This is a genomic window from Pseudomonas sp. PDM22, from assembly GCF_014851965.1.
Classification (GTDB): domain Bacteria; phylum Pseudomonadota; class Gammaproteobacteria; order Pseudomonadales; family Pseudomonadaceae; genus Pseudomonas.
The window spans coordinates 303,073-326,062 of sequence record NZ_JACVAR010000002.1 but is presented as its reverse complement, the minus strand read 5'-3'; the positions used below and the strand labels follow the sequence as shown (position 1 = coordinate 326,062).

Sequence of the window (22,990 nt, the reverse complement as noted above, 5' to 3'; positions counted from 1 at the left end):
AGAGCCGAGAGAGCGCCCAACAGGTAGGCCAGCGCCACCAGCACAAGGTCATGAGTCCAATCGGGTAGTTGCATCGCGCTGCCTCCTTTGCCTTTTCGCAGGCATGAGTTGGCCCGGCACGGATAAACAGGCGCGCTCGCCGGTTCATCTGCGCTATCGAGGTTTTGCAGTGGGATATGGGTATTGAATCAAACAGCCGGCGGCGCGACTAATCGTTTGATTTGATGACTGAAAGCCCGTCCTAGACGCATTGGAACGAATAGTGACGGAACGACATTCAAGGTCAGGAGCAGGCGTTCCGAGCCATCAGCTTCATTGATGGCTGACGCCAGCAACACACCAAGGGCGCTGCCCTTGTCATCCCGCTCTTGCCGCCGAGGGCTCGGGAGCGCGGGGCGGAGAAGCTGCCCCACACTCACCGGCCGAGGCTGATGAGGGGCATGCGTTCAAGGGTTCGCTCCGCCCGTGCTTCCGTTCGACGGAACGGTGGAGCTGTTCCGACGATCCGGGAGCGCGGCCCTTGAGCGCGAGTCGTTGGGGTGGGTGACGCGGCCCAGTACGTTGCCGGAACCGTGCCGGTCGCGGTACCGCATCACCCGGATCGTGCGGATGTTTTCCCAGAAGGCTTCATCCGCGAATGCTTTTTCTGCTCCGGGCTTGAGGGTCAGGAAATGCGGCCCACCGCGCAGCCCTTCGGCAGGGAGCACAACACCAACGACACGTACCCAGCGCCAGATTGGGTCCGGCTCTTCATCGAACACCATTTCGATCAGGACGGTCTGGCCCAGGTAGTGCACTGCGCTCTGAGCATCCAGGGTGATGGACGAGCTAGTCATGGCTGTAATCCCCCGCACCGAAGGTGGCCTTGCCGCGCTCCATGTCATCGCGGAAGCGGGCAAGGTTGATCATGCGGAAGCACCCCATTTGGATGCTCGGGACGGTGCCGTCTTCTGCCCACTGGGCCGCTTCGTCGTACGTCACGCTGCACATCTTCGCAAAGGTAGCGATGCCGCACAGGTCCAGATTCCATTTGTCCTTGCTCACAGTCGTTCTCCGATTCCGTCGTTCATGCCGTCCACTCCTGTTCCAGCAACCAAGCGCGGAGCAATGCGCTGTTCACTACGCGCAGCTTGCCGAGCTTCACCGAAGGCAGGATGCCCCGGTATACCCACGCGCGGGCGATGCCATAGCTGATGCCGTTTCGGTCAGCCCACTTCTCGATGCGCTCCAAATCTTGCTGCGGCCCTACCAGGGCGCTGGGGTTCAGCTCTTCCAGTTCCATGCTCGTTCCGTCACTATTCGTTCCAATGCAGACAATCATTTCTGCGTAAATAATACGCTTGCGTGCATATTACGCAAAGCAATTCAGTGCGTAAAGATTACTCGGATTGAATTTATCTTTGATGGACGGCGTAAAAGATAGAGCCCTTCAATTGATCAAGAAGGTCGGCCCACGGCGACTGAGCGATATGGGCGGCAAAAACTACGATCGGTGGAGGAACATCAGCAGCGAGAAGATACGCATCAGCACTGAGGAAATTGGCATCCTTGCTCAAGCGTTTCCGGAGTACGCCCTTTGGTTAGTGAGCGGTCGCGTTGAGCCTCAGAACGGCCACGTGAGCCCTGACTACGAGGAAGCCGATGCCAAATTAGCCAAACCCAGCGCGGGGTAGAGCTAACCAGGAAGGTGGCACTGCGCTGGTTCAGCAAAGGATGTGGTTAGCGCGGCAATCCGACCAGTGACGATTGCCGACTAGCCAAGCGCCAGCAAAAATACTGTTTATTTAAACAGTATTTCACCATGCAATTTGATATTCGCCGCATGCGCCGCTTTGGCAAAGCTCTTGGACGCGCTGGTCTCGACAAAGCCCCTGCGCTAAGGGGAGACGTATGGGTTCGGATGGCCTCAACCTCGCCACTCAACCGCCCTACCTTGATCGCCGAAATCCTCAAAACCAGTCCTAGCGCGTCGATTCTGCCAACACTGCACGACGTGCAGATTCACGGAATGGCGACCAATGCGCTGGTCATCACCGGCATTGAGTTCATCGACGGCGTGGCCTACTCGCAATCCTGGCATTGCCGAGTGACGTGAGCCCTTCCCTATCCCTTTAGAAAGTAGGACTATTCGATGGCACAATGACAGTGCAGCACAACTCAAAGGATTGAGTGCAGATGAAGGCAGACTGGGACGACGCACCGCAACATCTCAAGCGCAAGCGCCAAAGCGCTGGAAAGTGGGTGGTTGCCGTTATCTTCGGAGTCGTCTTCACAGCCCTTGCCGTCTACGTTGCCGATCACAAACACCCGTTTCCGCCTGAGTCATCAATCGCCCAGTCGCCCCCCGCAGAAAGCTACACGCCGAAGTACGAATTCAACGAGCCCGCCAGCCAGCCCGCAGCGACACCTGAGCAACTGTTCTGGGATGACGTAAACGAACGCAACCGCCAGCAGGCCCAGCCAAAGCAAACCGTATACAACGACACCAACTATGTTCCCAAGGGCGCTACTAACGTCGTTGACATGGAGGCCGTGCGCCAATCAGAGGCGTATCGAAATCCTACTGCGGCATCGAGCAGATCGTCTCGAAACAGTATTGAGCAATCTGGCGCATGGGTCGATAAATGGAGCGGAGGAGGCCATTACTACGCAGAGTGGACAGTATTCAATAATTACATTGACGACACTTCGGTATGCGCCAATCACAAACGTGGATCAATTGACTACCGCGAATGCAGAAAGGGAGCGAAGCAATTCTTCAAAGAAGAATGCCGTTCATGGGAAGGTAGATGGCATAGCGACCGGAAGCCAAACAGTGATTACATGAAGCAGCGCTACTGCTCAGCAGCAAGTAGCTTCAGCCCCATGAGTTAAAAATGGGAAGCAATAAGACGTCAGGACATATAAATTGAAAAGAACAATTTCTAATTTATTAAAAAAAATCCTATTTCGAAGCACAAAAAACAATGAAAATCTTTCGAAACTAGAGACGTTTCATGACCTAGCACCGGTTAATGGCGCCGACCCGGATGGGATCTATTCCAAGGCACTAGACTTTGCCATGCAAAATCGAGCCGTCCGGAATCTGGCCATAACAGGCCCATATGGATCCGGAAAAACAAGCATAATAAACACATACGAAATAAATTCAGAATACAAATTCCTGAACATATCACTAGCAACATTCAACGACCCAAATTCAAGCGAGTCCCCCGACGACAGTCCAGAAGCAACAGCTAAAATAGAAAGAAGCATCCTACAACAAATGTTATACGGGGCCGACTCAAGAAAGCTTCCTTACTCCCGATTCAAAAGAATAACCAAACCTCGCTGGTTAAAATCCAATGCCGCCATACTCTCAGGATGGATAGCATTAACGATAGCTCTGTATAAAAAACAAAACGATCTTTCATTCAGCGGATCTTTAAAGGAAATAGACTGGCTATGGACTTCAATAGTTATACTTTGCTTTATATATCTTGCATGGATTATAACTAGAGCACTTCAAATATTTCACAACCTTACTGTAAAGAAGCTCTCCCTGCAAAATGGCGAAGTTGAGTTAGATGGGGTTCCAGAAAGTTCTATACTTAACAAGTATCTCGACGAGATCATCTATTTTTTTGAGGAAAACCACTATGACTTAGTAGTCTTCGAGGACCTTGATAGATTCGGAGAGCCAGAGATATTCATTAAGCTACGAGAAATAAATAAAATAATTAATGAAAAAAGAAGAAACAATGATGACCTAGCAAAACAACAACCATTAAAATTTATTTATGCAATAAAAGACGACATGTTCCTTAACAAGGACCGCGCAAAATTCTTCGACTTCATCATCCCCGTCATTCCAATTATAAACAGCTCAAACTCACGAGAGATGCTGAAGCAGTGCCTCCAGCGTCCTGATGCTATAGCTATAGATGAGAAATTTATAGGCGAAGCTTCTCTTTACCTAGACGACATGCGTCTCATAAAAAATATCAGCAATGAATTTTTGATATACGAAAAAAAGATAAACGCAACAAAACTTAATAGAAACAAGCTCCTCGCCGCCATACTTTACAAAAACACTTATCCAAAAGACTTTGAAGCCCTCCACTACGAAAGTGGGTTCCTATATGAGATTATAAAGACAAGATCAAACCTAATTCTTGACCTATCAGAAAAGATAGATAAAAAAATTGAAGAAATTAAAACTGATCTAATCAAAATAGAGGACGAACCATTAAACGAAAGCAGTGATTTAGTAAAGCTATTCCTGGGGCACATCGCAAGCACCAACCCTTCAGTATCAATATTTGGGATATATTGCGAAGGCAGTGTCATCTCACTAGAAAACCTTCTCGACTGGAATAACTTCAAACGCCTTTTCAAAGAAAAAAACATTGCATTACATGCCAGACAACAGTACGGCTCAACTCAGATGTATCCGCTCTCAAAATCATTCAGAGAGCTGGAAGAAGATTGCTCACCTAGTGCAAGTTTTGAGGAGCGCTATAAAAGAATCCAAGAAAAGAATATCAGCACTCGCTTAAAGCTAAGCGCAGCGATAGAGAAATTGAAAGAGGAAAAGCTAGAAACCGCCAGGCGACCGCTATACCAACTGCTTAGAGATGCCAAATTCACAACAGACAGCATAGAGAAAAAATATAACATCAATGACCCGCGCTTACTTCGCTATCTAATACGAAATGGCTACCTCGATGAAACCTATAATTCCTACATATCGATATTCCACGAGGGCAGACTATCAAGAAATGACTGGGAATTTATTCTTTCTATTCGCGACTTTAAACCACTCGCACCGGAAACACAGTTAACCTCCCCTCAAGAAGTCTCGGCAGAAATGCGCCGTGAAGACTTTGGTACACGTTACGCTCTTAACGTTAACCTCGTCGACTATCTCATAGCCACAAAAGAGAAAAATAAAGACAAGGCAATTTCACTTATAAGATTTATATCAAAAGACATCTCAATAGCAAGCGAGTTCTTTCAGATATATTGGATAACGGGAACTGAGGTTGAAAACTTCACAATAGCAATATCCAATGCGTGGCCGCAATATGCGATCTCAGCCATCGAAAGTGAGCTCGCGGCAAAACACGTCGCACACGTAATATCTTACGTTGATCCAAAACACATAAGCACTGAGATGAATGAAAAATCGAAACTCACCAAATTCCTATCGGAGAAGGCGGCGCTAGTATTCAATGAAAATATACCATTCAAAATGGGATACTCAGCCCTAGAGTTTCTAAATGTAAAAATAAATTCACTTCATGAGATATCAACCCTAGATAAGCTAATAGAGTTTGCGCACCAAAAAAGCCTATACAAAATATCCATTGACAATATAAATATATTGCTCTCTAGATTCAATGATGAAAGCACTGACCAACATCAATCTGATGCGTTGAATGTAGAGACCTCAAATTATTCTTACATTCTCAACTTTGGCAGCGCGCATCTTAAGAGCTACATATACAAAAACATAGACAGCTATTTAGAGAATATAGCTCTAACCTTGAGTTCGAACACAAAGGAATCGAAGCAAGCAGTATTGGAAGTATTGAATAATGATGACGTCGATGTGGATCTAGCACTGCAATACATAATAAAGCAAGACTACATTGCTGAAGACTTTGATAAAGTCCCCGACTTCTATTGGGGCGACATACTCATCAATAGAAAAATAAACATAAACTGGAAAAATATTCTTGACTACCATGGAAGTACAGAATTTGAAGTAGAAAAGCTCAATGAAATTCTAAACAACAAAGAAACAGCTAGCGAATTAGCCGCCAATAAAATACCCGCACCAAGCACAAACGACGAGCAGAGCAAGTCCCTTTCGCGAACTATAATAGCGAACGAAAAAGTAGATATCGATAACTACCAACTGATATGCAAAAGCATACCTTACACATATAAAGGAATACCTGAAGACCTACCCGAGAACAGAGCATTAATCCTAATTAATCTTGGGATAATTTCACTTACTGAAAAATCATTTGAGCAAGTTTCGAAATCCACGCTTCTCGCCCAAAAACTGCTAGCTCGAAAAATTACAACATATCTACAATCACCAGAAAAATTCCAAGTAACCCCAGAAATAAAAGCCGCTCTTATCTCCGCACAAATGGAAATAGCACACAAATCAAAAATAATTGAAGCAATAAGTATTGTTGATTTGCAGCAAAGTAATATTCTAGCTCGAAGCGTTGCCACTGCGATTGCAAATGAAGATCTTCCAAAAAATAATATCGCTATACAGACAATATCTTATTGCATCGCGCTAGCTAGCAATAATGAAAAAATCGAAATACTGCGCAAATACATCCTGCTTCTCCCAACTGAAGATATCATCTCCACTCTAAGCAGTTTGCCCGAACCATATCACTCTATATCCGAGAAAAGAAAAAGACCCAAAATAGCTAACAACTTAAATAATCTGAATTTTGTGCAAGCTCTAGAAACCAGAGGGCTAATCTCATCGTGGAAAAAAGAAGGCGACTCAATCCGAATAAACACATTCCGTTAAACTATGTGGATGGCGACACCGGAATGAATGAGTCCAACTCCCAACCTGTCGAAAATATGTCGAAATCAATGGCACGAAAAGGTACGGAATGAGGCCTGAAAGCGGCGGCGGGGGTAGCACTGACACGCATAGCGACGCATCAACGCCCTGTTCTCAAGGGTTCGATTCCCTTCGCCCGCTCCAGAATCCCAAGCAAAAGCCCCCGGCAGCCTGAATTGCCGGGGGCTTTTGTGTTTTTGGCGTCGCCAAAGTCTGTCTTGTAAACTCCGTGGCACACCTACATCCCCGGACCCGCCGCATGCCCGCCCTCGCCTCGCACCGGCAATCCCTGTCCTGGCTCCTGCTCACCCTCCTCCTTCTATTGATCCGGCCTGCCTGGGCCGATCAGGTGGTCGATGCCGCCAGCGTCACCACGCAGCCGCTGACGCTGACCACCTACGTCTCCGTGCTCGAAGACCCAACCGGCAACCTGACGCTGGCGGACGTGCAATCCCCCGAGCAACAGGCGCGTTTCAAGAGCGACCAGCCGCCGGGCAGTGCGCTGGCGATGGGGTTCACCCGCTCGGCGTTCTGGTTGAAGGTGCGGTTGAGCAACTCCAGCGACGCACCGTTGCAGCGGTTTCTGGTCGTGGAGAACCCTCGGGTGTCCCATGTGCAGGCGAATATCCCGCAGGCGGATGGTTCGTATAAAACCATCAACACCGGCAGCGACGTGCCGCAATCGAGCAAGGTCTACCCGAATCGCAATTTCGTCTTTCCGCTGAACCTGCCGGCGCGGTCGGAGAAGGTGGTGTACCTGCGGGTGGAGTCGAGCATTGGCTTGCTGGTGCCGCTGCAGCTGTGGCCGGTGAAGGCGTTCCACGCCTACGAGCGCGACGACTACACCGGCAAGGCGTGGTACTTCGGCATCGCCATGGCGATGATCCTGTTCAACCTGATGCTGCTGTTTGCCCTGCGCGACCCGATCTACCTGCTCTACGTGGTCTTCGTCGGCTGCACGGCCTCGGCACTGGCGATCAAGAACGGGCTGGCGCCGGACTGGGCGATCTTCGGCGTGCCGCTCAACTCGAACATCGTCTACTACTCGGGCGTGTCGCTGGCCCTCGCCGCGCTGCTGCTGTTCGCTCGCAGGATGATGCAGCTCGAACGCATCCTGCCGCGCCTGGACTGGGTGCTGCGCGGGATGATCGTGCTGTACCTGCTCAGCCTTGTCGCCTACGCGTTCGCGCTGCCCTATGTGTCCCGCGCGGGCATCCTGCTGAACTTCGCTACTGCCGTGGTGCTGCTGGCGGCGGCCATCGTCTGCGCCTTCAAGCGCCAGCGCAGTGCGTTCTTCTTCCTCGCCGCCTTCGCGCTGCTGATGCTGGGCGGGGCGATGACCTCGCTGCGCGCCATGGGCATCGTACCGACCAACCTGTTCACCGTGGACGGCCTGCAACTGGGTTCGGCGATGGAGATGATCGTCCTGGCCTTCGCCCTCGCCGACCGCTTCAACGTGATGCGCCGGGAGAAGGCACGGGTGCAGGAGGAGTTGATCCGCGCCCAGCAGCAGCTTGTGGATAACCTGCGCACCTCCGAGCACGAACTGGAGCTGCGCGTCGCCGAGCGTACCGATGAGCTGCGCGAGCTGAACAATCAGCTTGAAGCCATGAGCCTGACCGACGCCCTCACCGGCATCGCCAACCGCCGCCGTTTCGACCAGGTACTGGAGCAGGAATGGGGCCATGCGCGCCGCTCGGGCGAGTTGCTGGCGCTGGCGGTGGTCGATGTGGACTGGTTCAAGCGCTACAACGATCACTACGGCCACCCGGCCGGCGACGCCTGCCTGCGCGAGATCGCCCAGGCGCTGGCAACGACGGTCAACCGTTCGACCGATCTGGTGGCGCGTTACGGCGGCGAGGAGTTCGTCTTCCTCGCGCCGATGACCGACCTCGCCGGCGTGCGTGGCATGGCGAACAAGCTGCTGCAGGCGGTGGAAGCCCTTGCCCTGCCCCATGAGCTTTCGCCGTTGGGGCGGGTGAGCGTGAGCATCGGCATTGCAGCAGCGGTGCCGGGGCAGGAAGCCTCTGCCGAGGCGCTGGTGGCAAGGGCGGACGCGGCGTTGTACGAGGCGAAGAAGCAGGGGCGCAATCAGGTGATGAGCAGTTAGCTTCAATCGATTGGCCGGTCGCCACGCAACTTTCCCAACCACCCACCGACACCCGCCGAGATCGTGCTGAACTTCGGCACGTCGTCCCAGGAAACCCACAGGCGCCCCTGCCAGTCGAGGACCGTCACCCGGTCGGAACGCCAGCTCATCTGGACGCGCCGAGGACGCTGCGGATCGACGCGCCCCTGATCGCGCAGCAGTGGGATCACCTCGTCCGACAACCAGCGCGCCACCGTGCGGTACTCCGCATGGCCGTAGCGGATCAGTGCCTTGTACAGCGCCGGCTCGTTGATTACCTCGACCTTCTCCTCAGTACCTCGGGCCTGCAACAGCCAGACGGTTCGCACCTTATCGCCCGACACCTTCCCCGCCAGGCTCTGCGGATGCCGCAGGCCAAGCAGCCGCGCGAAGTCGTGCGCGACGATCCAGGGCTGGTCGTCGATCAGCACGCCGCGCAAATGGTGGTTGTCACGCGTGAAGGTGGTGGCGGTATAGAGATCATCCATGGCTGGCCTCCAAGGGCTGGAAAGAGCGATCCATTGCTTCGAGTCGCCAAGCTCGAGATGGGTGACTTTTGAAAGGGCGGGAAGATACGCAGGCGCGAGGCTTCCCGTTCGAGAAAGGTTGGGTCAGTATTTGACTTCAGTAGTCAAACCTGATGGCTCGGGCACCGCCTAGGGTAATTATTTACCCAAGCCTGATTTAGAGCAACTATTTACCTGTGAATATTTTTTATATGGATAGGATGGCCGATAGAGCACGACTATTAATAAAGAAGCTTGGTCCCAAAAAGGTAAGCTTGTATGGAGGGGACTACGACAGATGGAAAAGTGTCAGCAAAGGTGCAGTTCGGATTAGCACAGAAGAAATTGAAGTACTTGTTAAGATTTATCCCCAACATGCATTTTGGCTGGTATCAGGGAAAAAAGCTCCGGAAATAGGTCAAACCAGCCCTTTAGATACAGACCAAGCCTAACGAGCCACCATTTAGCATAGAGGAACAATTAGTAGGCAATAACCTTATTTCATCTCACGCATTTAGGGAGAGAAGCATGAGCGCAGAATACCAGCGTTACATTGAGGACATTTCAGACGACATCAAGGCATGTTTGGAGGCCATGGGTTGCCAACCGATTTTATTCATCGGATCGGGCCTCACGAAACGATATTTAAACGGGCCAAACTGGGAAGAACTCCTGCAGATCCTTAGTGAAACCTGCCCAGAAATCGACAAAAAATTTGCCTATTACAAGCAGCGATATACTGACCCAATAGATATTGGAGAAGTATTTTCAGAGAAGTATAACGAATGGGCCTGGGGTGCAGGAGAGAAAAACTTCCCTAAGGAGCTTTTCGAGCAGGAAAACCCACCAGACATATACTTCAAATACTCAATAGCAAATCTCTTCAACGAGTTAACTAAAAGTCAAAATCCAGCCAATCAGGATGAAATTAGCCTTCTCCAAAAAATCCACCCACACTCCATAATAACAACCAACTACGACCAACTACTAGAACAGATATTCCCAGACTACGAACCTATTATTGGCCAAAAAATACTATATGCCAACAATGCTAGCATTGGCGAGATATTCAAAATACATGGATGTTCATCCATCCCAGAAAGCATCGTCGTAAACCGAAGCGACTACGATTCATTCTGCAAGAAGAAAAAATATTTAAGCGCAAAGCTATTAGCTTTCTTTGCCGAGCACCCCCTGGTCTTTATTGGCTATAGCGCTGAAGACCCAAACATCAAATCAATCCTATCGGACATTGACGAAATACTATCAGAAAATGGCGATTTAATACCCAACATATACATTCTTGAATGGTCAAGGGAGCCACTGATCGAATACCAAAGAAGAGAGCGCTTAATTCCTGTAGCAGAAAATAAAAGCGTACGCATAAAAAGCATCGTCGCCCATGACTTCTCTTGGGTTTTTCAAGCCTTCGCGGCAAACAAGGCACTTGAAAACGTCAATCCCAAACTGCTAAGAGCTCTTTTGGCTAGAACTTATGAGCTTGTTCGTTCCGACATTCCCAAAAACCCCATCCAAGTCGACTATACCGTTCTTTCCAACGTATCCGAAGTAGATGGCGAACTAGCAAAGCTTTATGGAATAGCTAATGCAGCAGACGGCGTAGCATTCAACGCAAATTACCCCTTCACATTGAGTGCAATTGGCAAAGCCCTAGGATTTAAAGGATGGCACGACGCCCAAAAGCTTCTAGAGATAGTAAAAAACTCTACCGGAGTTGACATAAAATCCTTCGACAACATTTACCACTGCGCAATTATGAATGGCGAAGTCGTACAATCGCATCGATACTCCGCCCTACTAAAACGACTTCTCGAGAAGGTAAAATCTGGCGAAGAGTACACCTTAGAATTAAAAAAATAGCTTCTCCCGAGGGAGAGGAATAATCCTCCTCCCTCGGCTAATTCCATGAGCACTATTACTTCTCCTTCAGCAACGCCTGAATCACCTGCTCCTGCTCCTCATACCCGCCCTCGCCGATCGACAGGTGGCGAATCCGCCCCTGGGCGTCGATGAAGTAGTGCGCCGGCCAGTACTGGTTGGCGAAGGCGTTCCAGAGGCGGTACTGGTTATCCAGCGCCACGGGGTAGTGGATGTCGTGCTGTTTCACCGCTTCGCGGACGTTGGCCGGCACGCGTTCGAAGGGGTATTCCGGGGTATGCACGCCGATCACCACCAGGCCCTGGTCGGCGTACTTCTTCGCCCAGGCGTTCACGTACGGCAGGCTGTGCTGGCAGTTGATGCAGTCGTAGGTCCAGAAGTCGACCAGCACTACCTTGCCGCGCAGGTCACGCAGGCTCAGTTCGGGGCTGTTGATCCATTCCACTGCACCTTGCAGTTCCGGAGCCGGGCCAAGGTCAGGCAGGCGTTCGGCGCCGTGGGCCATGTCGCCGGGCAGCAGTTGGCTGATGAGCGCGGGCACGCCGTCGATGACTTTGCGCTCCAGGCTGTTCACTAGCGTGGATGAGCTACCGGAGGCGATCTGCGCGCTGGTGCCGCTGGCGATGCCGACCACGGCCAGCAACGCGAGCACGCCGGTGGCCCGGCGCAGGCCTTCGATGACAGTCATGCGCGGCCGCAGGTGCTGCATCAGCCGGCGACCGGCGAAGAGCACGACGCCCAGCACCGTGGCACTCCCCAGCCCGTAGGCAAACAGCAGCAGGCTGGTCTGCGCGCTCGGGCCTTGCAGCATGGCGCCGGAGAGAATCAGCCCCAGCACCGGCCCGGCGCAGGGCGCCCACAGCAGGCCGGCGGCGAAGCCCAGCACCCAGGTGGAAAGCGCCGGCGGCAGGCGACGGGATTTGCCCTGCAGGCGATCGCCGATCCATGCCCAGGGCTTGGCCAGCGCGTCGCTGAAACGCGGCCAGAGCAGCGCAACGGCGGAAACCGACAGCAGCGCGAGGGCGAAGTAACGGCCCCACTCGCTGGCAGCAATTACCCAGTTACTGGAGACGGTCGCCAGGCTCGCCAGCACGGCGAAGCCGCTGGCGAGGCCCAGCAGCGTGACCCACGGCGACCACGCCGGACCGCCGGCGCGCTGCAGCAACAGGGGCAGTACGGGAAGGATGCAGGGGCTGAGCAGGGTCAGCGCCCCGCCGAGAAAGGCGATGAGCAACATGGGCACCTCGGTGGGCCATCGGCCCGTGGGGTTCACGCTTGGGATAAACGCCGGGGAATGAACGCCGCGGCCACTCATGGCCGCGGCATCAGGCGAATCAGCCGCCTTCGTTGCAGTTGGTGGCGAACTTGCGATAGGCCAGGCTGTGCGGCTGGCCGCTGGAATCCAGGTAATCCATGCGGGCGTTGACGATGCCGCAATCGAACGGCGAGGCGTTCTCTTCGTGGATGGCCAGGACGCGCTTCACGTCCAGTTTCTGACCGTAGTGGTAAGTCTCGGCGGGCTGGGTGTCGGCGGCCTGGGCGCTGAAGCTGGCGAAGGCGGCGACGGCAGCGAAGAGGCAAGCGTTGGCGAGTTGGATGGCTTTCATGGTGGTTCTCCTGTCCTGTGTCGGGTTTGGCCGGCGGGGGCTGTGCCTCGCCGTTGGTGCCCATTTCACGTTCAGGAGGTATCGGGCTTGTGTCGCGCAGGGCCCGGGTTTGCCGCGCCGGGTATCGGCGGCGGCTGTAGATACAGTGGAATACAAAGCACGGAAGGCAAGCGCGGCGCTGCGCTATAAACTCGCCTCAACCCACTACGAACGAGGAACCGGCATGGACCATGTCGATCACGTACTGATCGTCGACGACGACCGCGAGATCCGCGAGCTGGTCGGCAACTACCTGAAGAAGAACGGCCTGCGCGTGAGCCTGGCGGGAGACGGCCGGCAGATGCGCGCCTTCCTCGATGCCAACAGCGTCGACCTGATCGTCCTCGACATCATGATGCCCGGCGACGACGGTCTGAAGCTGTGCCGCGAGCTGCGCGTGGGCAAGCACAAGTCCACACCGGTGCTGATGCTCACCGCGCGCAACGACGAGACCGACCGCATCATCGGCCTGGAAATGGGCGCCGACGACTACCTCACCAAGCCCTTCTCCGCCCGCGAGCTGCTGGCGCGGATCAACGCCGTGCTGCGCCGCACCCGCATGCTGCCGCCGAACCTGCAGGTCAGCGAGGCCAGCCGGCTGATCGGCTTCGGCCGCTGGAAGCTCGACACCACCGCGCGCCACCTGCTGGATGAAGACGGCACCCTGGTCGCCCTGAGCGGCGCCGAGTACCGCCTGCTGCGCGTGTTCGTCGATCACCCGCAGCGCGTGCTCAGCCGCGAACAGCTGCTGAACCTCACCCAGGGCCGTGAAGCGGACATCTTCGACCGCTCCATCGATCTGCTGGTCAGCCGCCTGCGCCAGCGCCTGCTGGATGACGCCCGCGAGCCGGCCTACATCAAGACGGTGCGCAGCGAAGGCTACGTCTTCGCACTGGCCGTCGAACTGCTCGAGCCCAACCAATGAAATCCCTCCTGCACTGGCCACGCACGCTGGCTGCGCGCCTGGCGCTGATCTTCCTCGCCGGGCTGGTGTTCGCCTACAGCCTGTCGTTCTGCTCGCAGTTCTACGAGCGCTACCAGAGTGCGCGCAGCATGATGCTGGGCAACCTGGAGACCGACGTCAGCACCGCCGTCGCCCTGCTCGACCGCCTGCCCAAGGATGAGCGCGAGGCCTGGCTGCCGATGGTGCAGCGGCCCAACTACCGCTACCGGCTGGATGGCGGTGAACCGGGCGAGCCGATGAACATGGCGCAGGCGCCGATGGCCGCGACGTCCATTGCCGACTCCATTGGCCCGCGCTACGCGTTGCGCTTCGAGGACATTCCCGGCTCCATTCCGCACTTCCAGGCGCACCTCAAGCTCGCCGACGGCATGCCGCTGACCATCGATGTGACGCCCAAGGGTGTGCCGGTCGCGCAATGGTTGCCCTGGGTGCTGGTCGTGCAACTGGCGCTGCTGCTGTTCTGCACCTGGATTGCTGTGCGCCTGGCGATCCGTCCGCTCACGCGTCTGGCCCAGGCCGTAGATCATCTCGATCCGGATGCCCCGGCGCCGGAGCTGGACGAGCGCGGCCCCAGCGAAGTCGCCTACGCCGCCCGTGCATTCAACGCGCTGCAGGGGCGTATCGGCTCCTACCTCAAGGAGCGTATGCAACTGCTCGCCGCCATCTCCCACGACCTGCAGACGCCCATCACGCGGATGAAGCTGCGCGTCGAGCAGATGGACGACTCGCCCGAGCGCGAACGCCTGTGGAGTGACCTGGAAGAGATGCAGCACCTGGTCCGCGAAGGCGTGGCCTACGCACGCAGCATGGACGGCGCCAGCGAGGCGGCGGTGAAGGTCAACCTTGACGCCTTCCTAGACAGCCTGGTCCTCGACTACCAGGACAGCGGCCAGGCCGTGGAGCTGCAGGGCAACAGCAACGCCGTGCTGGAAACCCGCCCCCACGCGCTGCGCCGGGTACTCACCAACCTGGTGGACAACGCGCTGAAGTTCGGCGGGGCCGCCCAGGTGGAAGTCGAGCGCGATACCCAGGGCATCGTGTGTGTTCGTGTACTCGACGACGGCCCGGGCATTCCCGAGGAAGAGCTCGCCGAAGTGGTGAAGCCGTTCTACCGGGTGGAAAGCTCGCGCAACCGCAGCACCGGCGGCACCGGCCTCGGGCTGGCGATCGCCCTGCAGCTGAGCCAGGCGCTGGGCGGCACGCTGACCCTGTCCAACCGCACCAGCGGCGGGCTGTGCGTGCAACTGGAATTGCCGCCCGCCCGATGATGTACACAGAGATACAAGACGGCCTTCCCCGGACACATCCGGGATAAGGCCCGTCGACAAGATGGCTCCACGAACAGCGGCGGCACCCCGCCCGCCGCGTTCCCCAAAGGAGCCCGCCATGAACCGTCCCGCCGAACCTGCCCGCCTGCATGGCTGGCGCCTGTTTTCCCTGCTTTCGCTGCTGGTGCTGATCGTCACCGCGCTGGCCCTGTGGTCCCAGCCGCAAGAGGTGGAGGCGCTGCGCAGTTCGATCCGCGTCACCGCCCGCACTTCCTTCGCGCTGTTCCTCGCCACCTTCCTCGCCTCGTCCCTGGCAGCGCTGGTGCCGAGCGATTTCACCTGTGGCCTGCTGCGCGAAAGACGCTTCCTCGGGCTGGCCTTCGCCTTCTCCCACACCGTGCACGCGGTGCTGATCATTCTCTACGTGAAGTTCTTCCCGGAGACTTTCTGGCACGGCCGCAGCGTCGCCGCGAACATTCCCGGCTCGGTCGGCTACCTGTTCATCGCCCTGCTGGCCGTCACCTCCTTCCCCTACGCGGTGAAGCTGCTCGGCGTCCGCGTCTGGAGGGGCCTGCACAGCACCGGCACCTGGGTGATCGCCGGGGTGTTCTTCCTGTCCTTCTACAAGCGCCTGCCGATGGGCTCCTGGTACCCGCTGGGCTTCGGCCTGATCTTCAGCGCCATCGCCTTCAAGCTCATCGCCAAGCTGGCCGTCCGCCTGCGCCGTAGCGTACGTCCTGCGCTGCCGAGCGCCTGATCCCGACTTCTCCGCCACCGGGCGAAACCCTCGCCCGGCCGCCCAAGCCTTGCCCACGACCGACTGCCCACAACATTACCCACGAGGTGCGCCATGACCCTGCTGACCCTGAACCCGCTCAAGACCGCTTTCGACCAACTCGACCGCCTCGCCGCCTGGGGCTGGGACATCCCGCTGCGGCTGTTCCTGGCCTGGGAATTCTTCGAATCGGGCCTGGAGAAATGGCACGGCGACAACTGGTTCGAACAGATCCACGCCAGCTTCCCCTTCCCTTTCAACCACTTCTCCGCCGGCTTCGACTGGCAGGTGTCGATGTGGGCCGAGCTGATCGCGCCGGTGTTGTTGCTCCTGGGGCTGGCGACTCGTTTCGCCTCGGCCTCGCTGATCGTCGTGACCCTCGTCGCCATCGCCGCAGTGCACTGGCCGGCGCAGTGGTCGAGCCTGGCGGAACTGGCCCAGGGCTACTCGATTACCGATCATGGTTTTGGCAACTACAAGCTGCCGCTGATCTACCTGGTAGCGCTGGTGCCGCTGGTGTTGAAGGGAGCGGGAGCGCTGAGTGTGGATGGGCTGGTGCGGCGGGTAATGGGAGCTTCGCGGAACGTCTGATAGGCTGGCGATTCATCTGGTCGACCCACGACGCCCTCTCCTTTTGGAGAGGGCGTTTTTGTTTGTCTGCGGGAAGTCGGTGCAGGGGGTTGAACACGGACTTTGTCCGTTGTTCGCGGGCATGGCCCGCTCCTACAAGGTGCGCGTCGCGCTCACTTCCGGCCGGTTCCGGGAAGCTTGGTGATGGCAAAACCTGTCAGCAACAGCAGCGAGTATGCCGCCAGTTCTCGCGAGACCACCTGGCCTTCGTACCAGGCGCCGAGAAGCACCGCGAACACCGGAAAGATGATGAAGACGAAGGACAGGATTACCGGGCTAAGCCGCTTGAGCAGGACGAAATAGGCAATAAAACCACCTACCGATGCGCCTACCCCCAGATAGACCAGCGCCCACCAGGATCGCGTCGTGATGCTCGCAAACGACGGCGCTTCGACCATCTGACCGAGGGTGAACAGCAGCAGGCCGGCAATACCGATGGGCAGCGTGTTGTATGTGATGACGCTGATGTCGGCGCCCTTCTTCTTGGTCACCACGTAGCAAAGCGCATGCAATACAGCGGCTCCCAGGATGGCGACCACCCCCGCGAATCCGCCATGGTCCATGCCGATGCCCTGAACCCGCAGGATCATGAACAGGCTTCCGAAGCCGATCGCGATGCCCAGGACCTGGGCGAAACGGACGCGTTCGTGCAACACCAGGGCGGAGAACGCCAGGATGAACACCGGCATGCAACTGAACAACAGCGCGGTGAGCCCGGAGGAAACCTGGGTCTCGCCAAAGTTGAGCAGGTAGTACGGCACGCCGAAATAGCAGAGCGTGACAAACACGAAGAACCCACGCGCCTTTCGTGGGAAGAAGATCGGATCACGGCGCACCAGGGCGAACACAAGGAACAACGGGAACGCGATGAAAAAGCGCAGCCCGGATGCCGTCAACGGCGGCACGCTCTCGATGGCGATCCGGATGCCCAGCCAAGTCGTTCCCCAGCTCAGGCAGACACACAGAAAGAGCAGGCTGGTGATGAACCCGCCCAGCCACCCCCTCGCCGATTTTGCCGTGGCTTGCGCCGCTGATGACGTCGTCATGATGCTGCCCCTCAGTCGCTCGATGGTTGGTGCTACGCTGGCAAATGACACCTTTTATTCGAGGCTATTGAGAGGAAAAATGGCTGTCAAAGAGAGTATTGACACCGTATCAATGCTGAAGAATGCGCTGAGCGTTCCTCCTGGGGCGAAGTACAAGCGCCTCGCCAAAGCCCTTGAGGCCGGCATTCTCAGCGGCGACATCGGCGCTGGCACCAAGCTGCTACCGCAGCGGATTCTGGCCGACCGACTGGGCGTGACGGTTGGCACTATCAGCCGCGCCTATGCGGAGCTGGAACGCATGGGACTGGTCACGGCCCGCGTGGGCGACGGTACTTTCGTTCGCCAGAGTGGCCAGGAGACTCTCCGCAGCCAGGGATTCCGCAATTTCGTGGATGAAATCCCCGAGTGGTATGACATGAGCCGAAACATGCACATACCAGGGCCAGAGATTTCCTTTCTCGAGGAAAGCTTGAGGAATCTTTCCGGTGATACACGGAAGCTTCATGAGCTGATGCTGTACATGCCTGAGGCCGGCGCTCCTCGTTTCCGACAGGCAGGTGCAGAGTGGCTATCCACCGACACCTTTCAGGCCCACCCGGAGCAAACGCTCTGTGTGAACGGTGGCCAGCATGGGCTGATCTGCACGCTGATGGCATTGCTTCGAGCCGGCGACACGGTCGTCACCGAGCAGCTCACTTATCCGGGATTGATCTCCGCATCCCGCTTGCTGGGCATCCGCTTACTGGGGGCAGCCATGGACGAGGAGGGCCTGCTCCCGGAGTCGCTGAACGAGCTCTGCCAACAGCATCGAGTGACCGCTCTGTATTGCACGCCGACTCTGCAGAATCCCACCACAGCGACTCTGTCACCGCCCCGCCGGGAAGCCATTGCGCGCATCTGTCGTCAACACAATGTGCTGATCATCGAAGACGAAACCCACGCGGTGCTGGTCGGAGGCCGAGCACTCCCGCTGAGCCATTACGCGCCCGAGCGCAGCATCCTGATCGGCGGGCTCAGCAAAGCGGTTTCCGCCGGCCTTCGTGTCGGCTACCTGCATGCGCCAGCCGCCCTGGTCAGCCGGATCGCCTCGGCCATCCGCGCCTCATGCTGGATGGCAACACCCCTGGCCTTCGAATTGGCGACACAGTGGATCGAAAACGGTACGGCCAGGGAGCTGCGACAACAGCAAGTCATCGAGATCAGACGTCGCAAGGAGCTGGTAGAAGGAACGCTCGCCAGGCTGAACTACCGGACGCATCCTCAGTGCCCACACTTCTGGATCGAAGTCCCCGAGCCCTGGCGAGCATCGGATATCGAGCGCGATCTGAGGCTGAAGAATCTGCTGATTGCCACGGCAGAGGCGTTCGCCGTTGGACGTGCTGCAGTCCCGCAATTTGTGCGAGCGAGCATCAGCAACACAACGCAGGATGACCGACTGCTCCAGTCCGCCTTCGCGACGTTGGCCGATGCACTACAAGCGGACGGGCCCGAGAGCGAACCTGGCATCGCAGCCCAACTGTAGGAGCGCCCCATGGGCGGATCGCGGGCATGGCACCTGCCTGAAATATCGCGCCGGGGCATACCCTCTCCCCCGCCCTGGCTGCACGCCCCGCTCCGAAGGGAGAGGGTTAGGGAGCCAAGGCACGATCTATCAGAAGAAGACAGTTGCTCCTACAGGGGACGCCGAGCGAGCGAAAAAGCCCGCACACCGATGACGGTGCGCGGGCTGCCCTGTGGACAAGGGATCGATCAGGGAATGACGAACCCCACCTCGATATTGCCGCGCGAAGCCTTGGAATACGGGCAGATCTGATGCGCCTCGTCGACCAGCTTCGCCTTGTCCTCGGCCTCCAGCCCCGGCAGGTGCACGGTGAGCTGGGCGGCCAGGGCGAAGCCGCCGTCGGCGGTGTTGCCCAGGGAGACTTCGGCGTCCACCGCCACATCGGCCGGCAGGCGCACGTTCAGCTTCTGCCCGGCGCGGCGCAGGGCGCCGATGAAGCAGGCGGACCAGCCGATGGCGAACAGTTGCTCGGGATTGGTGCCGGGGCGGCCGGAGCCGGGCGGGCTCAGGGGCAGGTCCAGTTCACCGTCGGTGGTCTGGCCGCGACCATCACGACCTCCGGTGGTGTGGGTGTGGGCGGTGTAGATCACGGTTGCCAGGGTGTCGGTCATGACGCTTCTCCTTCAGGGGCGATGCAACGGGGGACGACGTGGAGTGGTGCAATTCGGGCGGGTGCCGAGCACCACGCCCTGTTCTTTCAGGCTGCCCAGCAGGGCAACGCCCTGCCCTTCGATGGAGGCCGGTTCGACGCCGGCGATTTCAGCCAGCGCCTTGAGGTGTTGGCGACCGGTGAGCTGCCACTGTTGCAGCGACACCAGCAGAGCATGGGCCAACGGGGCCAGACGCGAGAAGTACACCTTCAGGTCGGTATCCCGGCGCACCAGCAGCAGTGTCGGTTCGGCCGGGGCGTCCAGGGGAATGTGTTGCGGACCGATGTGGCTGACCGGCCAGGCATAAGCCAGCGGCGCGGCAAGCGCTGACAGCAGCGGCACACCCTCGAGCAGGTCACCGTCCGGGTCGTGGGCCGGCTCGGCGTTGTCGCTGAGCAGCAGCGCGGTCTCGATGAATTCGTAGTGCGCCAGTTCAGCGACCCAGCCGGGCTGCTCGCTGCACCCCTCCAGGTATTCGACGAACTCGCCGGCCACCTCGGTGAACAGCGGCGTCTGGCAGTGGAAGCTGGCGTAGAAATCCTCCGTCAGCGCCTGCCACTGTTCACTTGGCAGGCTGGCATGCAGCACCGGGAAGTTGCCGGCGAGCAGCGCTTGCAGGTTGCCGAAGAACAGTTGCCGGTACACCGCCAGGCGCCGCGCCTCGATGCCGGGCGGCGGCTCGTTGGCCTGCGGGTCGCGGATGTAGCGGGTCATGCGCAACTGCTGCTCGCGCAAGGTCTCAGCCATGACGCACCTCCGGTCGGCGCGCGGATGTTTGCAGGTGGCGGATGGTGGCTACTTCGCCGAGCAACTCGGCCAGCGGCGGCAGGTTGAAGTCGCGTTCCAGCAGGGTCGGGACGCTGCCCAGGTGCTGGTAGGCGCTGGCCAGCAGGCTCCAGACGTCGTCCTTCACGGCGGCGCCGTGGGTGTCGATCTTCAGGTCCGGCGCTTCGTCGTAATGGCCGGCGACGTGCAGGCAGGCGACGCGCTCGGCCGGCACGCGGGCCAGGAAGCCGGCGGCGTCGTAGCCATGGTTGTGGGCGTTGACGTAGAGGTTGTTGACGTCCAGCAGCAGGTCGCAGTCAGCCTCGCCGAGCACCGCGAGGAGGAAGTCGATCTCGCTCAGCGCCTGGTAGGGCGCGGCGTAGTAGGAGATGTTTTCCACGGCGATGCGGCGACCGAGGACGTCCTGCACCTCACGGATGCGGCTGGCGATGTGGCGCACGGCCTCGTCGGTGAAGGGCATGGGAATCAGGTCGTAGAGGTGGCCTTCGTCGGAGCAGTAACTCAGGTGTTCGCTGAACAGCGGTACCTGGTGCTGGTCGAGAAATTCGCGGACGCGACCGAGGAATACATGGTCCAGCGGTTCCGGCCCGCCCAGGGACAGCGACAGGCCATGGCAGGACAGCGGGAAGCGTTCGGCCAGGCGGGCCAGCCCTTCACCATAGGTCCCGCCGACGCCGATCCAGTTGTCCGGGGCGACTTCGAGGAAGTCCACGGCGCGGTCGTCCAGGGTCAGCAGGTCAGGCAGCATCGCGCGGCGCAGGCCGAGGCCGGCTCCCTGCAGGGGTACGGAAGGGGTCATGGCAGTCTCCTTGGCGAAGTGCCCTCCCCGGCCATCGGCTCGGGGAGGGGCAGCGTCGGTCAGTTCTTGGCCTGGCTCAGCTTGCTGTACAGGTCGGACGGGAAAGGCTTGCCGTTGGAGTCGAACTGGTTCTTGCGGAACTGGTAGACCTCGGCCTCGGAGAGATAGCCGTCGTGGTTGGCGTCGATGGCGTCGAACTCCGCGCCCGCCTTGGGTGCCACGGCCAGCAGTTCGGCGCGGGAGACGCGGCCGTCGTGATCGGCATCGGTGCGGGCAAAGGAGGCATCGCCGCACTTGCCTTCACCGCACTTGCCCTCGGCGCCGGTGGCCTTGGCCTGGGCGCCGTCGGCACCGCATTTGCCTTCGCCGCACTTGCCTTCGCCCTGGCTCACCTTGGCTTTGGCCTTGGCCTCGTTGGCACCGCACTTGCCCTCGCCACACTTGCCCTCGCCGGCCTTGGCGGCGGAAGCCAGCTGGTAGCCCTGCGGCAGGGCTTCGACGGCGAAAGCGGAGGACGCCATGTTCAAGCCGCCAGCCAGCGCGATAGCGATCAGGCCCAGTTGAGTCTTCGAGGTACGAGTCATGCTGCTTCTCCAGATGCTGTGGCGCTTGCTGCGCCGAGTCATGCCGCAAGGGCGAATCCCTGGAACGAGGCACTGGAGGTTTCCCAGCCGTTGCGCCGTGTCGTTCGGGTAGGGCTATTTCGCCGCAGTGATGTATCGCGGACGTATCGGCGTCTGGAGGCTTTTGTATGCGTGTGTCCGCTCAGGGAGCGGTGGATACAAAGGAATACATTCGGGAGGGTTTGGAGCGGGGACTGTTCGCGAGCAAGAACCAGGCGTCCCCCTCGCTCCTACGCAGAGCAGCATGGCGTGGACCTGTAGGAGCGAGCTTGCTCGCGAACCAGAGACGTGCTCAGGTCGAAGAAGCGCAACACATAAAGAAAGGGCCGCAGAGCGGCCCGATCCTGCGGGACGGAGAGATCAACCCGCGCGCTTGGCCGCGATGGCGGTGACTTCCACCTTCATGCCCTCGACGGCCAGCTCGGAGATACCGACGGCGGCGCGCACCGGGTAGGGCTTGGCGAAGAAGCTGCAGTACACCTCGTTGAACGCGGCGCGGTCGGCCATGCTGGTGAGGTAGATGGTCAGGTGCAGTACGTGGTCCAGGCCGCTACCGGCCTTTTCCAGGGCCAGTTGCAGGCTGCGCAGGGTCGCCACGCTCTGGGCCTTGATGTCGCCCAGTTCCAGGCTGCCGTCCTCGAGGGTGGGGATCTGCGTGGAAACCAGCAGGCCGCCGAAGCCGGCGACGTCGGAGGAGATGGATTCGGGGTCCGCGTCGGGGATGAAGGTAGGCGTCATGGGACAAATCTCTGCTGTCGGTGAATGGGGCACGTCGCCGCAGCGGGTGCGGCGGCCGGGTCGCGCAGCTTAGCCGCATCGCCCCGATGCGCGCCATGTCACCGTGCCCGCAGCCCCCGGAAACAGTGACATTGCTTATATACGCGGAACTTCCAAATGCGTTATGTCAACTCGACCAACGTCCTGATTATTACAGTTTGAGACATAGACCTTTTCATAATCCGTGATTTAAACGGCGAACTCTTTCGGCATTATGACGTCGGCTCTCCCACGCTTGGAGCAATTCGTGGGGGAATACAAAGCCAGTTAACTGCAACAATGCCAACGCAACTTCCTGCGACTTTCCGCCGTGGTCAATCCACGTTCGGATTCATTGTGCCTGCCTATA

At 57.8% G+C, this 22,990-nt stretch carries 23 protein-coding genes; 11 read left to right on the top strand and 12 right to left on the bottom strand.

The genetic code is table 11. The features are described 5' to 3' along the window. Positions 1-446: 446 nt before the first annotated feature. From IB255_RS07175 to IB255_RS07165, 3 genes are read right to left on the bottom strand one after another with little or no spacing between them, the layout of a single operon-like run. On the bottom strand, positions 447-836 hold the full coding sequence (locus tag IB255_RS07175) for a hypothetical protein (protein ID WP_192209933.1): 390 nt from the start codon (positions 834-836) through the stop codon (positions 447-449). Beyond that, positions 829-1,044 carry a hypothetical protein gene (locus IB255_RS07170; RefSeq protein WP_192209932.1) on the bottom strand — a complete coding sequence of 72 codons (216 nt, stop codon included), beginning with the start codon at positions 1,042-1,044 and terminating at the stop codon, positions 829-831. The genes IB255_RS07175 and IB255_RS07170 overlap by 8 nt, the downstream gene beginning before the upstream one ends. A gap of 22 nt (positions 1,045-1,066) precedes the next feature. Further along, positions 1,067-1,282, bottom strand: coding sequence for a hypothetical protein (locus tag IB255_RS07165; protein WP_023084896.1), 216 nt, complete (start codon positions 1,280-1,282; stop codon positions 1,067-1,069). Positions 1,283-1,433: 151 nt separating this feature from the next. Here IB255_RS07165 and IB255_RS07160 point away from each other — a divergent pair, with 151 nt between their 5' ends. The 5 genes from IB255_RS07160 (at position 1,434) to IB255_RS07140 (ending at position 8,693) form a co-directional block, all read left to right on the top strand. Next, positions 1,434-1,673, top strand: a complete 240-nt coding sequence (locus IB255_RS07160; protein ID WP_225319078.1) for a DNA-binding protein — start codon at positions 1,434-1,436, stop codon at positions 1,671-1,673. Between the two features lie 128 nt (positions 1,674-1,801). Next, positions 1,802-2,095: a hypothetical protein gene (locus IB255_RS07155; RefSeq protein ID WP_192209931.1), complete on the top strand. Its 294-nt coding sequence runs from the start codon at positions 1,802-1,804 to the stop codon at positions 2,093-2,095. 80 nt (positions 2,096-2,175) lie between these two features. After that, positions 2,176-2,874, top strand: coding sequence for a hypothetical protein (locus tag IB255_RS07150; protein WP_192209930.1), 699 nt, complete (start codon positions 2,176-2,178; stop codon positions 2,872-2,874). A gap of 34 nt (positions 2,875-2,908) precedes the next feature. Then, positions 2,909-6,544, top strand: a complete 3,636-nt coding sequence (locus IB255_RS07145) for a hypothetical protein (protein WP_192209929.1) — start codon at positions 2,909-2,911, stop codon at positions 6,542-6,544. A 298-nt stretch (positions 6,545-6,842) separates the two neighbouring features. Beyond that, on the top strand, positions 6,843-8,693 hold the full coding sequence (locus IB255_RS07140) for a diguanylate cyclase (protein ID WP_192209928.1): 1,851 nt from the start codon (positions 6,843-6,845) through the stop codon (positions 8,691-8,693). 2 nt (positions 8,694-8,695) lie between these two features. Here IB255_RS07140 and IB255_RS07135 read toward each other — a convergent pair whose 3' ends face one another. Beyond that, the gene (locus IB255_RS07135) at positions 8,696-9,199 is read right to left on the bottom strand and encodes a Bro-N domain-containing protein (protein WP_192209927.1); all 504 of its coding nucleotides are present in this window, start codon (positions 9,197-9,199) and stop codon (positions 8,696-8,698) included. 546 nt (positions 9,200-9,745) lie between these two features. On the opposite strand from IB255_RS07135, the gene IB255_RS07130 reads away from it, so the two are divergent. Continuing rightward, positions 9,746-11,098 carry an SIR2 family protein gene (locus tag IB255_RS07130; protein ID WP_192209926.1) on the top strand — a complete coding sequence of 451 codons (1,353 nt, stop codon included), beginning with the start codon at positions 9,746-9,748 and terminating at the stop codon, positions 11,096-11,098. A 55-nt stretch (positions 11,099-11,153) separates the two neighbouring features. Here the strand turns inward: IB255_RS07130 and IB255_RS07125 are convergent, their stop codons facing one another. Both IB255_RS07125 and IB255_RS07120 read right to left on the bottom strand, forming a co-directional pair. Continuing rightward, the gene (locus IB255_RS07125) at positions 11,154-12,353 is read right to left on the bottom strand and encodes a cytochrome c biogenesis protein DipZ (RefSeq protein WP_192209925.1); all 1,200 of its coding nucleotides are present in this window, start codon (positions 12,351-12,353) and stop codon (positions 11,154-11,156) included. A gap of 97 nt (positions 12,354-12,450) precedes the next feature. Continuing rightward, on the bottom strand, positions 12,451-12,723 hold the full coding sequence (locus IB255_RS07120; RefSeq protein ID WP_192209924.1) for a DUF2790 domain-containing protein: 273 nt from the start codon (positions 12,721-12,723) through the stop codon (positions 12,451-12,453). Between the two features lie 223 nt (positions 12,724-12,946). On the opposite strand from IB255_RS07120, the gene IB255_RS07115 reads away from it, so the two are divergent. The 4 genes from IB255_RS07115 (at position 12,947) to IB255_RS07100 (ending at position 16,360) form a co-directional block, all read left to right on the top strand. Then, positions 12,947-13,687, top strand: a complete 741-nt coding sequence (locus IB255_RS07115) for a response regulator (RefSeq protein WP_081517582.1) — start codon at positions 12,947-12,949, stop codon at positions 13,685-13,687. Further along, positions 13,684-14,994, top strand: coding sequence for an ATP-binding protein (locus IB255_RS07110; protein WP_151189545.1), 1,311 nt, complete (start codon positions 13,684-13,686; stop codon positions 14,992-14,994). Before IB255_RS07115 ends, IB255_RS07110 begins: the two co-directional genes overlap by 4 nt. Before the next feature lie 118 nt (positions 14,995-15,112). After that, entirely contained in the window at positions 15,113-15,751 is a 639-nt protein-coding gene (locus IB255_RS07105) for a hypothetical protein (RefSeq protein WP_192209923.1), read from the top strand. Between the two features lie 93 nt (positions 15,752-15,844). Next, a complete protein-coding gene (locus IB255_RS07100) occupies positions 15,845-16,360 on the top strand; it encodes a DoxX family protein (protein WP_151189541.1) in 516 nt (171 codons plus the stop codon). Positions 16,361-16,512: 152 nt separating this feature from the next. On the opposite strand, the gene IB255_RS07095 is transcribed toward IB255_RS07100, so the two are convergent. After that, complete coding sequence (locus tag IB255_RS07095; protein WP_151189539.1) at positions 16,513-17,445, bottom strand: DMT family transporter; 933 nt, start codon at positions 17,443-17,445, stop codon at positions 16,513-16,515. A gap of 79 nt (positions 17,446-17,524) precedes the next feature. Between IB255_RS07095 and IB255_RS07090 the strand changes: the two genes are divergently transcribed. Beyond that, on the top strand, positions 17,525-18,967 hold the full coding sequence (locus IB255_RS07090; RefSeq protein WP_151189791.1) for a PLP-dependent aminotransferase family protein: 1,443 nt from the start codon (positions 17,525-17,527) through the stop codon (positions 18,965-18,967). Positions 18,968-19,194: 227 nt separating this feature from the next. Here the strand turns inward: IB255_RS07090 and IB255_RS07085 are convergent, their stop codons facing one another. The 5 genes from IB255_RS07085 to IB255_RS07065 all read right to left on the bottom strand — a co-directional run bounded on the left by IB255_RS07085 (position 19,195) and on the right by IB255_RS07065 (position 22,602). Next, positions 19,195-19,617, bottom strand: a complete 423-nt coding sequence (locus tag IB255_RS07085; protein WP_081517574.1) for an organic hydroperoxide resistance protein — start codon at positions 19,615-19,617, stop codon at positions 19,195-19,197. A 12-nt stretch (positions 19,618-19,629) separates the two neighbouring features. Beyond that, complete coding sequence (locus IB255_RS07080) at positions 19,630-20,403, bottom strand: DUF2063 domain-containing protein (protein WP_192209922.1); 774 nt, start codon at positions 20,401-20,403, stop codon at positions 19,630-19,632. Next, entirely contained in the window at positions 20,396-21,241 is an 846-nt protein-coding gene (locus IB255_RS07075; RefSeq protein WP_151189535.1) for a DUF692 domain-containing protein, read from the bottom strand. The genes IB255_RS07080 and IB255_RS07075 overlap by 8 nt, the downstream gene beginning before the upstream one ends. Before the next feature lie 59 nt (positions 21,242-21,300). Continuing rightward, entirely contained in the window at positions 21,301-21,825 is a 525-nt protein-coding gene (locus IB255_RS07070) for a hypothetical protein (RefSeq protein WP_081517571.1), read from the bottom strand. A 399-nt stretch (positions 21,826-22,224) separates the two neighbouring features. Next, positions 22,225-22,602, bottom strand: coding sequence for a RidA family protein (locus IB255_RS07065; protein ID WP_081517570.1), 378 nt, complete (start codon positions 22,600-22,602; stop codon positions 22,225-22,227). Positions 22,603-22,990: the final 388 nt, after the last annotated feature.